General features: G+C 68.3%; 15 protein-coding genes. 4 read left to right on the forward strand and 11 right to left on the reverse strand.

Translation table 11 applies throughout. From position 1 onward, the window contains the following. Positions 1-3: 3 nt before the first annotated feature. The 6 genes from AACG61_RS10225 to AACG61_RS10250 form a co-directional block, all read right to left on the reverse strand. Complete coding sequence (locus tag AACG61_RS10225) at positions 4-1,551, reverse strand: phage major capsid protein (RefSeq protein ID WP_411837033.1); 1,548 nt, start codon at positions 1,549-1,551, stop codon at positions 4-6. Continuing rightward, positions 1,548-1,862, reverse strand: a complete 315-nt coding sequence (locus AACG61_RS10230; RefSeq protein WP_411837034.1) for a gene transfer agent family protein — start codon at positions 1,860-1,862, stop codon at positions 1,548-1,550. The genes AACG61_RS10225 and AACG61_RS10230 overlap by 4 nt, the downstream gene beginning before the upstream one ends. Then, positions 1,859-3,076, reverse strand: a complete 1,218-nt coding sequence (locus AACG61_RS10235) for a phage portal protein (RefSeq protein ID WP_411837035.1) — start codon at positions 3,074-3,076, stop codon at positions 1,859-1,861. The genes AACG61_RS10230 and AACG61_RS10235 overlap by 4 nt, the downstream gene beginning before the upstream one ends. A gap of 87 nt (positions 3,077-3,163) precedes the next feature. Beyond that, positions 3,164-4,480, reverse strand: a complete 1,317-nt coding sequence (locus AACG61_RS10240; RefSeq protein ID WP_411837036.1) for a site-specific integrase — start codon at positions 4,478-4,480, stop codon at positions 3,164-3,166. 72 nt (positions 4,481-4,552) lie between these two features. After that, positions 4,553-4,966, reverse strand: coding sequence for a DUF6538 domain-containing protein (locus AACG61_RS10245; protein ID WP_411837037.1), 414 nt, complete (start codon positions 4,964-4,966; stop codon positions 4,553-4,555). 244 nt (positions 4,967-5,210) lie between these two features. After that, positions 5,211-5,525, reverse strand: a complete 315-nt coding sequence (locus tag AACG61_RS10250; RefSeq protein WP_411837038.1) for an ArsR/SmtB family transcription factor — start codon at positions 5,523-5,525, stop codon at positions 5,211-5,213. An 86-nt stretch (positions 5,526-5,611) separates the two neighbouring features. On the opposite strand from AACG61_RS10250, the gene AACG61_RS10255 reads away from it, so the two are divergent. The 3 genes from AACG61_RS10255 to AACG61_RS10265 are packed head-to-tail and all read left to right on the forward strand — an operon-like array spanning position 5,612 to position 7,428. Next, positions 5,612-6,067: a YeeE/YedE family protein gene (locus AACG61_RS10255; protein ID WP_411837039.1), complete on the forward strand. Its 456-nt coding sequence runs from the start codon at positions 5,612-5,614 to the stop codon at positions 6,065-6,067. A gap of 3 nt (positions 6,068-6,070) precedes the next feature. Beyond that, entirely contained in the window at positions 6,071-6,511 is a 441-nt protein-coding gene (locus AACG61_RS10260) for a DUF6691 family protein (protein ID WP_411837040.1), read from the forward strand. Beyond that, the gene (locus AACG61_RS10265; protein ID WP_411837041.1) at positions 6,508-7,428 is read left to right on the forward strand and encodes an MBL fold metallo-hydrolase; all 921 of its coding nucleotides are present in this window, start codon (positions 6,508-6,510) and stop codon (positions 7,426-7,428) included. Before AACG61_RS10260 ends, AACG61_RS10265 begins: the two co-directional genes overlap by 4 nt. Positions 7,429-7,434: 6 nt before the next feature. Here AACG61_RS10265 and AACG61_RS10270 read toward each other — a convergent pair whose 3' ends face one another. Continuing rightward, positions 7,435-8,415 carry a GlxA family transcriptional regulator gene (locus AACG61_RS10270; protein ID WP_411837042.1) on the reverse strand — a complete coding sequence of 327 codons (981 nt, stop codon included), beginning with the start codon at positions 8,413-8,415 and terminating at the stop codon, positions 7,435-7,437. A gap of 149 nt (positions 8,416-8,564) precedes the next feature. On the opposite strand from AACG61_RS10270, the gene AACG61_RS10275 reads away from it, so the two are divergent. Then, on the forward strand, positions 8,565-9,971 hold the full coding sequence (locus AACG61_RS10275) for a class II 3-deoxy-7-phosphoheptulonate synthase (RefSeq protein WP_411837043.1): 1,407 nt from the start codon (positions 8,565-8,567) through the stop codon (positions 9,969-9,971). A gap of 59 nt (positions 9,972-10,030) precedes the next feature. Here AACG61_RS10275 and AACG61_RS10280 read toward each other — a convergent pair whose 3' ends face one another. From AACG61_RS10280 to ftsY, 4 genes are all read right to left on the reverse strand, one after another. Beyond that, positions 10,031-13,237, reverse strand: coding sequence for an error-prone DNA polymerase (locus AACG61_RS10280; protein WP_411837044.1), 3,207 nt, complete (start codon positions 13,235-13,237; stop codon positions 10,031-10,033). Then, positions 13,234-14,742: a Y-family DNA polymerase gene (locus tag AACG61_RS10285; protein WP_411837045.1), complete on the reverse strand. Its 1,509-nt coding sequence runs from the start codon at positions 14,740-14,742 to the stop codon at positions 13,234-13,236. The genes AACG61_RS10280 and AACG61_RS10285 overlap by 4 nt, the downstream gene beginning before the upstream one ends. Further along, the gene (locus tag AACG61_RS10290; protein WP_411837046.1) at positions 14,663-15,406 is read right to left on the reverse strand and encodes an ImuA family protein; all 744 of its coding nucleotides are present in this window, start codon (positions 15,404-15,406) and stop codon (positions 14,663-14,665) included. The genes AACG61_RS10285 and AACG61_RS10290 overlap by 80 nt, the downstream gene beginning before the upstream one ends. 92 nt (positions 15,407-15,498) lie before the next feature. Further along, entirely contained in the window at positions 15,499-16,572 is a 1,074-nt protein-coding gene (gene ftsY, locus AACG61_RS10295; protein WP_411837047.1) for a signal recognition particle-docking protein FtsY, read from the reverse strand. Positions 16,573-16,644 lie beyond the last annotated feature (72 nt).

Here is a 16,644-nt window from a genome sequence, read left to right on the forward strand (position 1 = left end):
AGCCTAGGCCGCCACGCGCAGTTTCACGAACCGGTCGGCGTGCGTCACGTCCGCGCCGACGCGCTTGCGGGCGATGAAACGCACCTGACCTTTCGTGCCCAGCGTATAGGGGTCGCGCAGGACGGACAGGCCGATACGGTCGAAGATGCGGAAGCCCGACATATCGCCGAAGACGATGGGCGAGGTGCCTGCACCGATGTTGTCCATGTCGGGCATTTCCACGATGGGATTGCCCAGCAGGCGCATGACGCCGCCGTCCTTAGCGTCTGTGACCAGATACTGACCCTGTGCGTCCTTGAACCGCCGGATGACCGAAAGGGTGTTGCGGTTCATTGCCCAGACCGCGCTGGCGGCATGGAAGGACGGAATTGCGTGTTGCATGGCGATCAGCACGTCCAGCGGGTTGCTGGTCGGGAAGGTCGTGGCTACGCCGGTCTTCACTTCGGCAATGCCGGGGGCGGTCATCAGGCCGCGCGGCTGGCCGGTGCCGGTGCCCTTGACGAACGCCAGACCTTCGACCTTGGCAAAGCCCTTGGCGATCTCGGTCGTCATCTCGCCTTCCAGATCATACTGGTTGTCTTCGAGAACCTGATTGGTGGCGACGTAGAAGCTCGAAACCTCATGGTTCGCGATCTTGACCTGACCGAACGTCGGTTCGCTGACGGTCATGTCCGCGCCCTCTGCCGTCCAGAAGGCGTTCACGCCGGTCAGCAGGGTCGGGAACACGATCTCCGACCCGGTGACGGTCTGCACGTTGGCATACTGACGGATGGGCGACATCTCGGTCAGGCGCTTCAGGATTTCGCTGCCCTGTTCGGTCGGGACCAGAAAGCCGCCGTTGGCATTGTCTGCCACCGACAGCGCCTTGATCTCGGTTGCGTCCATGCGCTGTTCGCCTGCGCGCAGATAGCGCTGAAACGCCTTCTGTTCGGCATTCTCGCCTTGCGTGATGGCCGGGGCGCCGGGACGGGCGCTTTTGGCCTCCAGCTTGTCCAGGCGCGACAGAACCGCATCCAGCTTCTTGGTGTCGATGACCGGCGCATCATTGGCCGGGGTCTTGGGGTCGGCCACTGCGGCCAGTTCGTTTTCCACTTGGGTCTCCATGATGGTGGATTGCGATTTCAGGGACGTGATCTGCGCGCCGGGGTGGCAAGGCACCGCGACGACAGAGATTTCATGCAGGGCCAGCTTGGCGATGTTGCGGCCCTTGGTGGTGCGCGTGGCGTCAGTCGTGACAAAGCCGATAGAGAGGCCCGTGACGGCACCGGCACGGATCATGGCGCGGACCTCGCGGGCGCGTTCCACGTCATCGACCAGCAGGCGGCCCTTTACGCTCAGGCCAGTCTCGGTTTCCGCGATCTGGTCCCAGACGCCGATCACCTGCGCCTGATCATGGGCAAACAGCATCGGCAGGCTGGCGGGCTGATCGAAGGCACCTTTCAGGATGGTGTCGCCAACGCGGTCGGCGCTGCCAAAGGGCCATGCGGTGCCGGTGATCTCGCCCGCGTCGGTCGCGGTCAGGTGGGCTTTGACTTCGATATGGTCGGTCATGCTGCGACCTCGGTGCCATTCCACCGGGCGTCGATCACGTCCAGCGCCAGCGGCAGGATTTCACCGATGGGCCGGTGCCGGGCGTAGGTCTCGACCAGGCGCGCGGCATCCTCGGGGTTGGTGCCGCCACCGATCAGGCCCAGCCGGATGATCTCGACCAGATCGACCAGGCGGAAGTCGCTGCGCGTCAGGCGCAGGAACAGGCCACCGATGCCGGTGCCCGTCAGGCGTTCCAGTTCGGTGATCATCGGATCGTTCAGGGTAAAGCTGCGTTCGCCGTCGCCGAAAAACGCGCGGTGCGTGATGGTCATGCGTCATCGTCCTGTGTGGGGCTGGCAGGGGCGGGCGCAGGGGCCGCGCCGGTCGAGGTGAAGGGATTGGACAGTTCATCACCGCCGGGCAGCGGGGGTCGGTTCATGCTGGCACGGACCTCATTGCCGGTCAGCACGCCCATGGACCGATACTGGCTAAACGCCGTAGCGCGGGCCGCATGATCGACAGACAGCATGTCGTCGGGGTTGCCTTCAACATAGAGGCTGGCGCGTTCGTCGGGCGTCAGCAGGCAGCGGCTGTAGGCTGCCTGCCACCGGGTGATCCACGGGCGCAGGGTGCCGGTCAGGAACTCGCGCTGAGCTTGTTCATAGTTCGACCAGGTGGCGCGGCTCATCTCGAACAGGGACGCAGGCGGGACGCCAAAGGCGCGGGCGATCTCGCGCACCTGTTCGCGCCGGACTTCTGAAAACTCGGCATCGGCCAGCTTCAGGGCGATCTCTTGGAACTCCATGCCTTCGTCAAGGATGGCCGTCTTGCCTGACTGGTCGCCACCGTGGGCGCTGAACCAGCTATTAACGATTTTCTGTTGGCCGGTCGCGTCCATCTTGCCGGGGTGGCGGATCACACCGCTGGGCCGCCCGCCGTTGCGATAGAAGCCCGCAAGGTGCTGTTCGGCGGCCAGCGCTAGACCGATGGCCTCACGGGCCAGCGTGATCGGGCTGATGCCGTGCAGCGGCTGGATATGCAGCACGTCTTGGAACGGCAGAACCTGTTCGCCACCGCTCTTGAGGCGGATGCGATAGGACGGTTCACCGAAGTCGTCATGCTCAACTGTGACCGCGCCGGGGTCCATGCGCAGCATAAACACCGGCTTGCCTTCGGCGTTGCGCGCTACCTGGGCGTAACCGTGGCCGGTCAGCAGGGCGTCGGCGGTCAGGTGTTCGCGGAACGCCTCGGCACTGGTCCAGTCATTCGCGTGATCGTGGACAAGAGCAAAGGCCGGATGGTCCTTAGCGGCCTCGCGGCTGTCGTGCTCATAGACTTTGAAGGGCAGGCAGGCGACGGACTCAGCAATCAGGCTGACAGCGCGGCGGACGGCAGGAACGCGCATGGCGCTCGCGGCGGTGATGGTCATGCCGCTGGCGACGGGCTGCACGCCGAACAAGGCCAACGCCGCTGGGTCGGTCAGGGTGACGGATTTCTGTTCGAGGGGGTCGCCCCGCCCGAACGCACGGGCGAGGCTAGAAAGCATGGACACAAGACAACTCGCAACAAGAACTACTGTGGCAAAAATACCACAATCTTTCTTATGGCGCAATGCGTTTAGCTAAAGAAACGCTTATGATGGGTGCAGGTGCGACAGTTCCAGATCGGGATAAGCGATTGCGTTCACCAACTCGACGCGCTGTTCCAGCATCCCTTGGGGCATGATGCCGTAGCGGCCCGTCATGCTAGGCTCGACGTGCCCAAGGATGAAACCGAACTGATTGTCGAGATAGCCAGCGCGTCGAAGCGCGTCCGTAGCACCGTGCCGGAAGCTGTATAGTGAAAGTCCCCTGCCCTCTTTCATGCCTATCCGCGTCAGGTATCGGCCAAACTCACGCGACAGGTCGGCAAGCATCTGACCGCGCTTGTTCCGAATGGCACCGGGGAACAGTTGCGCGCCGCCATCCGCAACACGCTTTTCATGGTAGGACAGAAAACCAAGCCTAACCAACTCAGGATGGACTGGCACCACCCTCATTGAACCTGCGGTCTTGACGGATTTCCCGGCCTCGGTTGCCTCGCCTTCGGTGGTGATGTGCATGATCCAGTGCCCGTGTTCCTGCCGCACGTCCGACACGGCAAGCTGGCCGATCTCGCCAGGACGCGCGCCAGAGAACAGCATGATCAGCGGCACCCAAAACCGGTGGTCGCGGATCAGAACATTGCCGGGCTTGGCGACGTTGCGCCATTCATCCGCACTCTGGCACCCGACGAACCAAGGCGACTTGAACAATGTCTGTAGCTCGTCCGACTTGAACGGCAGGGTCGGTGCTTTCGCCTCTTTCTTGAGCATCAGCCCCTCAATGGGATTTCGGTCGAGGTAGCCGTTATTGACCGCCCATGACAGAAACGCCGACAGGCTCGACAGGTAGCGGTTCACCGTCCGGTCGGCGATCACCGGCTTTCCGACCTGTTCGTTGGCCTTGATGATCTGCTGCATGCTCATGCCCGCGAACGCCTTGGTCTCAGTGGCCTTGACCGGATATTTGACCAGCAACTGTTTCCAGTCTCTCACTTCGGGCTTGCCGATCTTGGCGACGGGAAAATTGGCCCCGACCAGATCAACGAAAGTTCCGATGTCGCGGCGGCACTGGTCCACACGATCTTTCGCGACACCGCGCGGGTTCTCACGCGCGAAAATCTCGAAAACCTCCATGATGCTTTCGCCGGGCTTCGCAGTCTCGCGCCGGGGGCCAGTCGCAGGCGTCACCAGTGGGTCACGCGGTTGGCCGGTGTAGTCGCCTCTGTCGCGCTCTAGCGTGCGTTCCAGAGCCTCTATCTCGGCCCGCATCATGTGCCTGGCAAGGCTGATCCAATCGGGCGTTCCGCGATCCACCAACAGGCCGTTGCGCGACAGATAGTCGTCAACTTCATGAGCGATCAGCGCCATTTCACCCTTAGCCAGATGTTTGCGCATCTCTGCCAGCTTCACCCTGCGGGCGTTGGCGTCCACAGACGCGGCCTACTTTGCCACCTGCACGTCCACGGCAAGGTCTAGCATCGCCAGCGGGTCGTCTGTGTCGATCTTCTCATCATGCACGCGCTGGATGGCCTGCTCGGTGATGGCGTCGATCTCGGCTTCGCTGGGCAGCTGGCCGCGCCTCTGGTCATCACGGGCAAGAGTGTCGCTGTAGCGGCTCCATGTGGCAGCTTCGCGATCACTGGGCACCAGCGCACGTCTTGCACGGAGGTCATCAAACTCACGATGCCATCCGGCGATGACCGGCCAGAGTCGGCGCTTGGCCTCAGCTTCTTCGGTGGTGCCCAGGGCGCGCACCAACTCTTTCTTACCGATGACCTCAATCAGGTCGAGCGGGACGCGAATGCGGGCGGAATAGGATGCACCGCGCCTCATTAGGTGGCTAAGTCGAGCCATGAAACTGCACCATGTGGAAGGGCCATGTGTTACAGTCATGCGTTACAACTTGGATAGAAATAGTCAATAAAAGTCAGTAACTTGTTTAAAAATATGCACTTAGAAAAATTTGTAATACTGTCCTACCGCCCCAGCCAAAATCATCCAAAGATATTGTAAGATAAGCGATTGCGGGCCACCGGCCTGTTGGTCGTGAGACCGTCGGGCATCGCGGAGGGCGCCTGTTTCGCGTCCCTCTGCCCTGTCAGACGTCCCTGCAGAACGCCTCGTAGAGAGCGCTCATCATCACCTGCACGTCGGGATCGTCGATCCGGTAGTGGATCGTCTGGCTCTCGCGGCGCGTCGCGACCATGCCCGCCTCTCGCAGCTTCGACAGATGCTGGCTCAGGGCCGACTGGCCGAGGCCCACGGCCTGCTGCAACGCGCCGACGGACCGTTCGCCCTTGGCCAGTTCGCACAGGATCAGCAGGCGCTTGGCATTCGCAAGAAGCGACAGGCGCGCCGCGACGTGGTCCGCACGCGCCTGCAGGGCAAGGGACGCATCGGCGTCGATCTGCATTACATAAGCCTTTACTTATTTAGTGATCGTTCATATTATGGCACATGCAGCGGCCACGGCAAGCGCCCTGTGATCGGAGGCATCGGATGGACCTGCAGGTCACGACGGATTTCACGCCCTGGAGCGCGCTAGGCGGCGGCGTTCTGATCGGGCTCAGCGCGGTGATGGTCATGGCCCTCTTCGGCCGGATCGCGGGCATCGCCGGGATCACGCAGGGGGCGCTCGGCTCGCTTGCGCCGATGGCCGCGGCGGCGACGGATCGCGACTGGCGGTGGGCCTTCATCGCGGGCCTTCTGGCGGCACCGGTTGCGGTCCTGCTGGTCGGAGGCGCGGTCTCGCAGAGCGTGCCGCAGAACCTGCCGGCGATGGCGCTGTCTGGGCTGCTGGTCGGGATCGGCACGGCGCTTGGTTCGGGCTGCACCTCGGGGCACGGGGTCTGCGGGCTGGCGCGTCTGTCGCGGCGGTCTCTTGCGGCGGTGGCGACCTTCGTGGCCGCGGGCTTTGCCACGGTCTTCGTGCTGCGCCACGTCATCGGAGGCTGATCCATGCGCATTCTCGCGGGCTTTCTCAGCGGTCTGGTCTTCGGGCTGGGCCTGATCGTGTCGGGCATGGCCGATCCGGCCAAGGTGCTGAACTTTCTGGACATCGCCGGGCGGTGGGACCCCAGCCTGGCCTTCGTCATGGGCGGCGCGACGCTGACCGCCTTCCTGGGCTACCGCCTGGTGTGGCGGCGTCCGGCGCCGCTGATCGGGGACCGCTTCGACGTCCCGTCGGGGCGGCAGATCGACCGTCCGCTGCTGACCGGCGCCGCGCTGTTCGGGATCGGATGGGGCATCGGAGGCTTCTGTCCGGGGCCGGCGCTGACGGCACTGCCGCTGATGGCGCCGGGGACGCTGGTCTTCGTTCCGACGATGCTGATCGGGCTGTGGATCGGTGCCCGGATGAAGCGCGCCGCCACGGCCCGTCCCGCGGGGGCATCGTCATGACGCGTATCATGCGCCATTCGCCCTCCACCGGTCCGGGCAGCCCGGATGTCTGGGGTCTCTACGAGCCCGATACGGGGTCGGTGCAATATGTCTGCGCCGATCCGGCGACCCGACGGGCCGCGCTGATCGACGTGGTCTGGAACCTGGACGTGCAGCATTACCGCCTGACGACGGAGAGCGTCGATCAGGTCCTGGACCTGGTCCGGCGCAAGGGGCTGACGGTGGAATGGGTGCTGGACACCCACCCGCATGCCGATCACGTCATGGCCTCGGCGCTGCTGCGCGAGCGGACGGGGGCGCCCAACGCCATCGGCGCACGCGTCCCCGAGATCGCCGAAATCTGGGGCCGGCTCTACAACCTGCCGCATGCCTTCGATCCGGCGAGCGCCTTCGACCGGCTGTTCGCGGAGGGAGAGAGTTTCCGCATCGGCACGCTGGAGGTGCGGGTGATGCTGTCGCCGGGCCATACGCTCGGCTCGATCACCTTCGTCTGCGGGGATGCGGCCTTCGTGCATGACACGCTGATGCAGCCCGATGTCGGCACAGCGCGAGCCGATTTTACCGGCGGCGATGCCGAGGCGCTTTGGGAGTCGATCCAGGTGATCCTGGCCCTGCCGCCGCAGACCCGGCTGTTCGTGGGCCACGACTATGGCGCCGAGGGCCGCGACGGTCCGGCATGGGAGGCCACGGTCGCCCGCCACCGGGCCGAGAACCGCCATGTCCGCGACGGCACCGCGCGCGCGGACTGGATCGCGCTGCGGAGGGCGCGCGACGCGACGCTGCCCCTGCCCGACCGCATCCTGGCCGCGTTGCAGATCAACCTGCGCGGCGGACGCCTGCCCGAGCCCGAGGATGACGGGCATCGCTATCTGAAGATCCCGGTGAACCGCTTCGAGCCGCCGCGCGGATCGTCCTGACTCGCCTCAACCGGCGCGCGGGGCGGTGGTGCCGCGTTCGCGATAGGGCGTGCTGCCATATTGCGCCCGGTAGCATTTCGAGAAATGCGACGGGCTGGAGAAGCCCGAGGCCAGCGCGATCTCGATGATCGACATCTCGGTCTGCATCAGCAGGTTGCGCGCCCGCGACAGGCGGGTCTCCATGTAATAGCGTTTTGGACTGCGGTTCAGATAGCGGCGGAACAGCCGCTCCAGCTGACGGGTGGACATGCCCGCATCCAGGGCCAGCTGGGCGGGGCTGATCGGGTCCTCCAGATTGGCCTCCATCCGCGCGATGACGGCGGCCAGGCGCGGATGGCGCACGCCGATCCGCATGGGGATCGACAGGCGCTGGCTGTCCTGGCCGGTGCGGATCGCGGTGTGCAGCATCTGGTCGGCCACGTCGGCGGCCAGCGCGTCGCCATGCGCCAGCGCGATCAGGTGCAGCATCAGGTCGATGGAGCTGGTGCCACCCGCCGCCGTCAGCCGGTTGCCGTCATGCACGAAGACCGACCGGAACAGGTCCACCTCGGGGAAGGCCTCGGCCAGGCCGTCGTGGTTCTCCCAGTGGATGGTGGCGCGGCGGCCGTCCAGCAGCCCGGCCTCGGCCAGGACCCAGGTGCCGGTGCAGACCGCCCCCATCGCGGCGCCCCCGCGCGCCTGCCGGCGCAGCCAGGCCAGCACCGGGCGGGTGGCCTCGCGCGCGATCTCGGTGCCGCCGCAGACGATCACGACCTCGTCGCGACCGGGCGGCGGGGCCTCGGGGTCGAGGCCCCCGTCCAGCATCACGCGGGTGCCGTTCGAGCAGGTCGCGACCTCGCCCCCCGGCCCCACCAGCCGCCAGTCGAACAGCGCCTGCCCCGAGGCCCGGTTGGCCAAGCGCAGGGGCTCGATCGCGGCCGTGAATGGCAGCATGGTGAAGCGGTCCAGCAGCAGGAAGGTGAAGCGGCGCGGTTTGTCGGCTGGCATGGGGCGATCTTTGCGAGCGGGTTGCGCCCGGCACCCAAACAGCCTTTTGACGCCACGGCAAGGGGGCTTTCCTGCGGGCCGCGGCAGACCCTTTTCCTGACGACTGTTAGCGTTTATACCGACGCGACATTTTCCAAGGAGCGCAGGACATGACGCAGCAGATCCGCAAGACCGCCACCCAGACCTGGGACAAGGCCGGCTGGCGCGCCTATCCGCGCGTCCAGATGCCCGACTATACCGACGCCGCCGCCCTGGAGGCGGTGGAGTCGCAGCTGCGCCGCTATCCGCCGCTGGTCTTTGCCGGAGAGGCGCGCCGCCTGCGCGCCCAGCTGGCGGATGCCGCCGCGGGCCGGGCCTTCCTGCTGCAGGGCGGCGACTGCGCCGAAAGCTTCAGCGAATTCAGCGCCGACAACCTGCGCGACACCTTCAAGGTGCTGCTGCAGATGGCCGTGGTGCTGACCTGGGGCGCGCAGATGCCCGTCATCAAGGTCGGCCGCATGGCGGGCCAGTTCGCCAAGCCGCGCAGCGCGCCCACCGAGGTGATCGGCGGGGTCGAGCTGCCCAGCTATCGCGGCGACATCATCAACGGCTTCGACTTCACCCCCGAGGCGCGCATTCCCGACCCGCAGCGGATGCTGGCGGCCTACACGCAGGCGGCCGCGTCGCTGAACCTGCTGCGCGCCTTCTCGACCGGTGGGTTCGCGGACATGCACCGCGTCCAGAGCTGGATCGCCGATTTCGTGGGCGGTGCCGAGGCCGCGCGCTATCGCGACATCGCGGGCCGGATCAGCGACGCGATGGCCTTCATGCAGGCGGCGGGCGTCAATTCCGACACTGCGCATCAGCTCTCCAAGGTCGATTTCTACACCAGCCACGAGGCGCTGCTGCTGGAATACGAGGAGGCCCTGGCCCGCATCGACAGCACCACGGGCCTGCCGGTGGCCGGATCGGGCCACATGATCTGGATCGGCGACCGCACGCGTCAGCCCGACGGCGCGCATGTCGAGTTCTGCCGCGGCGTGCAGAACCCGATCGGCCTGAAATGCGGCCCCAGCACCACGGCGGACGATCTCAAGGTGCTGATGGAGAAGCTGAACCCCGAGAACGAGGCGGGCCGCCTGACGCTGATCGCGCGCTTCGGTGCGGGCAAGGTGGGCGACCACCTGCCCCGCCTGATCCGCGCGGTGCAGGAGGAGGGCGCGAACGTCGTCTGGTCCTGCGATCCGATGCACGGCAACGTCATCAAGTCGTCGACCGGCTACAAGACGCGGGCCTTCGATTCGATCCTGCGCGAGGTTCGCGAGTTCTTTGCCGTCCACAAGGCCGAGGGCACGATCCCCGGCGGCGTGCATTTCGAGATGACCGGCAAGGACGTTACCGAATGCACCGGCGGCGTGCGCGCCGTCACCGACGAGGATCTGTCGGACCGCTATCACACCGCCTGCGATCCGCGCCTGAACGCCAGCCAGTCGCTGGAGCTGGCCTTCCTGGTGGCCGAGGAGCTGCGCGCCCGCCGCGAGGCCGCGGCCCCGCAGCGCAACGCCGCCGCCGGCTGAGGCGGCCATCGACCGAATGCAGGGGGCCGTCCGCAAGGGCGGCCCCTTTCGCATGCGCCTCAGCGGAAATTGCGGCCGGTCACGGTGATGCCGGGTCCGGGCAGGTCGCGGATCAGGATGTCACGCGGTCGCGGGGTCTTGGCGCGCGGATCGGGCGGCGGGGCGCCGCGGTGGAATTCGTCGCCGCGCCCGTGGGGCAGCGGAAAGGCGCCCTGCCGGCCGACGCCGGCCAGCAGGTCCGACAGGTCGGTCAGGCGGTGGGCGACCAGATGAACGACCTCTCCGGCCCGCTGGACGCGGCCCTCGACCCCGATCATGCCCGCGCCCAGAACGATGCGGCGATGCCGGTCGAAGACCTTGGGCCACAGCACCAGATTGGCGATGCCGGTCTCGTCCTCCAGGGTGATGAACATCACCCCCTTGGCCGAACCCGGTCGCTGACGCACCAGGACCAGCCCCGCCACCTGCATCCAGCGACGGTCGGCGCCTGCCATCGCCTCGGCGCAGGGGCGGATGCCGCGCCGGGCCAGGCCCTCGCGCAGGAAGGCCAGCGGGTGGCGGCGCAGCGTCAGGCCGGTATGGGCGTAATCCTCGACCACCTCGCGTCCGGCGGGCATGGGGGTCAGGCGGACGGCGGGTTCGGCCGCAGGCTGGACCGCGAACAGCGGCAGGTCCGGCTGATGGCCGCGGATCGCCCAGATCGCCTCGCGCCGCGCCAGCCCGAAGGCCGGGCGAAAGCCGTCGGCCTCGGCGATGCGGGTCAGGGCGGCGGTGGGAACGCCCGCGCGGCGGCACAGATCCTCCGCCTTGGCGGCCGGGCGGGCGGCGATGATCGCGCGGGCATGGATTTCCGCCAGCCCCTTGACCATGCGCAGGCCAAGGCGCACGGCATGGCCCTGCCCCGCGGGCTCCAGCGTGCAGTCCCAGTCCGAGCGGGCAATGCAGATAGGGCGGATCTCGACCCCGTGGTTGCGCGCGTCGCGCACGATCTGGGCGGGGGCATAGAAGCCCATCGGCTGGCTGTTCAGCAGCGCCGCGCAGAACACGTCCGGATGCCAGCATTTCAGCCAGGCCGAGGCATAGGCGATCAGCGCAAAGCTGGCCGCGTGGCTTTCGGGAAAGCCGTAGCTGCCGAAGCCCTCAAGCTGACGGAAGATCTGTTCCGCGAAGGCCGCCTCATAGCCGTTGGCGACCATGCCATCCACCACGCGGTCGCGGAAGGCCGAGACGCCGCCCGTCAGCTTGAAGGTCGCCATCGACTTGCGCAGCAGGTCCGCCTGACCAGGGGTGAAGCCCGCGCAGTCGATGGCGACGCGCATGGCCTGTTCCTGAAACAGCGGCACGCCGTAGGTCCGGCCCAGCACCCGTTCCAGTTCGGGCTTGGGATAGACCACCTCCTCCTGCCGCGCGCGGCGGCGCAGATAGGGATGGACCATGTCGCCCTGGATCGGGCCGGGGCGGACGATGGCGACCTGGATGGTCAGGTCCTCGAGGCTGCGCGGCCTGAGGCGCGGCAGCATCGACATCTGGGCGCGGCTCTCGATCTGGAAGGTGCCCAGGGTGTCGGCGCGGCAGATCATGTCGAAGGTCGGCGTGTCATCGGGCGGGATCGTGGCCAGTTCCATCGACAGCCCCTTGTGCGCGCGCAGCAGGCGAAAGCAGCGCGCGATGCAGGTCAGCATCCCCAGGGCCAGCACGTCCAGCTTCATGAAGCGCAGCGTGTCGATGTCGTCCTTGTCCCATTCGATGATCTGGCGGTCCTGCATGGCGGCGGGCTCGATGGGCACCAGCCCGTCCAGCCGGTCGCGGGTCAGCACGAAGCCGCCCGGATGCTGGGACAGGTGGCGCGGCGTGCCGTGCAGCCGGGCCGCCAGGTCCAGCGTCAGGCGCAGGCGGCGGTCGGCCGGGTTCAGGTTCAGCGCGCTGAGCAGACTGTCCGGCACGCCCTCCTCGGACCAGGCCCAGACCTGGCCCGAGATGGTGCGGATCACGTCCTCGGGCAGGCCCAGGGCCTTGCCCACGTCGCGCAGCGCGCCCTTGGTGCGATAGCGGATGACGACCGCCGTCAGCGCGGCCCGGTCACGCCCATAGGTGCGGTAGATCCACTGGATCACCTCCTCGCGCCGCTCATGCTCGAAATCGACGTCGATGTCGGGGGGTTCGTGACGATCCTCGCTGATGAACCGCTCGAACAGCAGGGTGCCGCCCTGGGGGTCGATGGCGGTGATGCCCAGGACATAGCACACGGCGGAATTGGCCGCCGACCCGCGGCCCTGGCACAGGATGCCCCGGTCGCGCGCATGGCGCACGATGTTGTTCACCGTCAGGAAATAGGGCGCGTATTCCAGCCGCGCGATCAGGCCCAGCTCATGGCGCAGGGTTTCGGCGACCTGAGGCGGGACGCCCTGCGGATAGCGTTCGGCCGCCCCCTGCCAGGTCAGCGCCTCCAGCGTGGCCTGCGGGCTGATGCTGGGGTCCGGGCGTTCCTCCGGGTACTGGTAATCCAGATCGTCCAGCGTGAAGCGGCAGCGGTCAGCGATCTCGGAGCTGCGGGCCAAGGCGTCGGGATGGCGGGCGAACAGGCGCGCCATCTCGGCCGGGGGTTTCAGGTGCCGGTCGGCATGGCGTTCGCGGCGCAGGCCCAGGGCGTCGACGGTGGTGTTCAGGCGGATCGCGGTCACCACGTCCTGAAGGATGCGGCGCTCGGGATGGTGATAGAGGACGTCGTTGGTGACGACCGTGGCCACGCCCGCCCGCGCGGCCAGCGAGGACAGCTGATGCAGGCGCAGCGCGTCGTTGGGCCGCCGCCGCAGCGTCAGCGCCAGAGAGGCACGCTCGCCGAAGACGTCGCGCATCCGGCGCAGGCGCAGCGCGCAGTCGTCATCGGCCATGTCGGGCACCAGCACTGCCATCAGCCCGTCGGCATGATCGGCCAGATCGGCCCAGTCCAGGTGGCACGCCCCCTTGCCCGCCCGCGCCTTGCCCAGGGACAGCAGGCGGCAGAGCCCGCCATAGCCCGCGCGGTCGATGGGATAGACCAGCACCGACATGCCGCAGCGCAGGTCCAGACGGCAGCCGACGATCAGCCGGACGCCGGTCTCCTTGGCGGCCTCATGGGCGCGCACGATCCCCGCCAGGCTGTTGCGGTCGGTGACCGCCAGCGCCCGCATGCCCATCAGCGCCGCCGTCGCGAACAGCTCCTGCGCGGAGGACGCGCCGCGCAGAAACGAGAAATGCGTGGTCACCTGGAGTTCGACAGGGCTCATCCGAAGACCCCGTGCAGGAACCAGCGATGCGAGCCTGTGGCCGTGTCCTCTCCGTCGCCCTGGCGGAAGATCCACAGGCGGCGGCCGTCCTGATCCTCGATGCGGAAATAGTCGCGCACGGCGCGCATCTCGGCGTCGCGCTTCCACCATTCGCCGAAGATGCGTTCCGGCCCGTCGGCATGGCGGACCCGGTGGCGGGTGCCGCGCCAGACGATCCAGTGCGGCGGCTGGTCGGGCAGCAGGGCCAGGGTGGTGATCGGCTCGGGCCGGGGCAGCAGGCGCGCCGGGCGGGGCCAGTGGTCCGGCCAGGAGGCGGTGACCGCCGAGAGCGGCGCCACCCGCGCGACCGAGCGTTCGGGCACGTCGCTGGCCACCGGCGCCAGGCGAAAGACGCCGCGGGCGCCGACGCGGTTCGTCAGGCTGTCGATCAGCCCGGCGATGTCGGGCGCGGCGGGTTCCAGCAGGCCGCCCACCTGGCGCGGCATCAGCGGTTCGGCCAGAGTGGCGGTCAGGGACATGATCTCGATCCCGAAACCGGGGTCGATGGTGGCGATCCGGTCCGACAGCAGCCGCGTCAGCCGCGCCGGGTCGCGCTGCGGGGCGGCCAGGCCCACGCGCACGGGCTGGGCATGGCTGTCCACCCGCCAGCAGATCAGGTCCAGCCGCCGCGCGCCCAGGGACCGCGCCTCCAGCTGACGGCAGAGGTCGCGGGTCAGGCGGTCGATCTGGCGGGCGATGGTCTCGGCCGCGGCGATGGGTTCGGCAAAGACGCGCCGCGCGGTCACCAGATCGGCCGGGCGCAGCGGGTCGATGGGTTCGGCCGCCGCGCCCAGGGCCTGATCCAGGCGGCGGATGACCTGGGGGCCAAAGCGGCGGGTCAACGGCGCGCGGGGCATCGCGGCCAACTCTCCGATACTGGCCACGCCCAGATCGCGCAGGCCGGACAGCGCCGCGTCAGGCAGGCGCAGCGCCTGAAGCGGCAGCGGCGCCAGCGCGGCCGCCGCGCCGCCCGGCGGCACGATGGCGGGGCTGTCCCCGTGCCGCGCCAGGGCATGAGCCGCGCCCCAGCTGTCGGCCATGGCCAGCCGCGCGGTTACGCCCGACAGGGTCAGCCGGCCCAGGATCGCGTCCAGCATCGCGGCCTCTCCGCCATGCAGGTGGTCGGTGCCGGTGGCGTCGATCACCACTCCGTCGGGCGGATCCACCGCCACGATGGGCGCGAACCGCTGCATCAGCCACAGGGCCAACCGCTCCAGCGCGGCCAGATCGGCGGCGGGATCGGCGGGTTCGACGCGCAGGTCGGGCACCATCGCCTGCGCCTTGGCGACCGGCATGCCGGGCCGCAGGCCAAGCGCCATCGCGCCGTCGCAGGCGGCGGTCACCAGGCGGCGGCTGCCCACGCGCCCGGACAGGATCAGCGGCGCGTCAGCCGAAGGCGTGTCGTCCTGCCGCCGCAGCCGGTCGATCGGCCACAGCGGCAGGCAGACCGAGATGACCCGTGCCATCGCAAGCCTCCAGTTCCAGATCGAAGGATTCGCCGCCCCGCACCCGCAGCAGCTCAACCCGCCAGCGCGCCCGGCCAAGGCCCGGCACCGGCAGCGGCACGGACCCGCGTTCCGAGACGCGCCAGCGCGTCATCGAGGCCGTGGGCTGGCCGAAATCGGCCGCCTCGGCCTGCTGACGCCAGCGGCGCAGCGCGATGCCGGTGGTGCCGCTGCCCTTGGCGGCCAGGTGCAGGCGGCGCGAGGCGGTCATGGACAGCCGCCCGATCTCGGCCACGACGGCGGACAGGCCGCCATGGCGCAGCCCCTCCTCCATGCAGGCCAGGACGGCGGTCTCGTCGTCGGCCTCGACATGGATCACCCGTTCGGGCGGCAGGCCGGCTTGGGCCAGACCCGGCGCAAAGAGATCCGCCCGGACCACGCACCACAGGACCTGACCCGGCAGGCGCGCGGCGATGCCCGCGGCAAAGCAGGCCGCCGCCGCGCCGTCCACCGCGCCCTCGGCCCCGCCCGCGACCTCGTGCAGGCAGCCCAAGGGCAGTCCCCCCTGCGGCAGGCGGCGGTCCAGATCGGGGATGCCGAAGGGCAGCATGTCACGACCCTGCCCCTCGCCCTCCAGATGGGCGATGCGCGATCTCAGCGTGGGCAGGGTGGCGGCAGGGGACATGGGTGAACCAAGATGGGATTCTCAGTTCATGTTTTGTTCTTATCGGCGATGGAGTCAACCTTTGTTCCGCCCCGGCGTCGTGCGGAACGGCTTCAGGCGGTGCGGTCGTCCAGCCCGACCAGGGCGCGGGCGAAGTCGTCGGCATCGAAGGCATCCAGATCGTCGATCTGCTCGCCCACCCCGATCGCGTGGATGGGCAGGCCGAAGCGGTCGGCCAGCGCGACCAGCACGCCGCCCCGCGCCGTGCCGTCCAGCTTGGTCATCACCAGACCCGAGATGTCGGCCAGCTTGCGGAAGGTCTCGACCTGGCTCAGCGCGTTCTGGCCGGTGGTCGCGTCCAGCACAAGCAGGGTGTTGTGCGGGGCCTCGGGGTCCTTCTTGCGGATCACGCGGACGATCTTGGCCAGCTCCTCCATCAGGTCCTGACGGTTCTGCAGGCGGCCGGCGGTGTCGATCATCAGGAGGTCGGCGCCCTCGGCCTCGGCGCGCGCCATCGCGTCCCAAGCCAGGCTGGCCGGGTCGCTGCCCTGCGGCGCGACCATCACCGGCACGCCCGCCCGCTGACCCCAGACCTGCAGCTGTTCGACGGCCGCCGCGCGGAACGTGTCGCCCGCGGCGATCACGACCGACTTGCCCGCGGCGCGGAACTGGCTGGCCAGCTTGCCGATGGTGGTGGTCTTGCCCGCGCCGTTGACGCCCACGACCAGCACCACCTGCGGCTTCTTCGGATAGATCGGCAGGGGACGGGCGACCGGGGCCATGATGCGGCCGATCTCGGTCGCCAGAAGCTCCTTCAGCTCGCGGGAGGAGACGCGGCGGCCCATGCGACCCTCGGCGATGTTGGCGGTGACGCGCAGCGCGGTGTCCACGCCCAGATCGGCCTGGACCAGCATGTCCTCCAGCTCCTCCAGCATGTCGTCGTCCAGCGCGCGCCGGGGTTCCTCGGGCTGCGCCGCGCCGCGACCGAACAGGCGGCCGACCAAGCCCGGCTGGACGGGTTGCGGATGGGGGGTGGCGACGGGGGCGGGCAGTTCGGCCGCGGGGGCCGGTGCCTGGGGCGCGGGTGCCGCGGCCTCGGGGGCGTCCGCCACGATGTCGTCCAGGCCCGAGCCGATCTTGGTCGACGACCGCGTCAGCCGTTCGCGCAGTTTCGAGAAGAATGCCATGGTCAGACCTTTCCGTGCTGGCGCGGACCCTACAATCTTGCGCCGCCAAGGAAAAGCCGCCCCGGACGGCCG

It is taken from the genome of Paracoccus sp. ME4 (genome assembly GCF_046736325.1).
Lineage (GTDB): Bacteria > Pseudomonadota > Alphaproteobacteria > Rhodobacterales > Rhodobacteraceae > Paracoccus.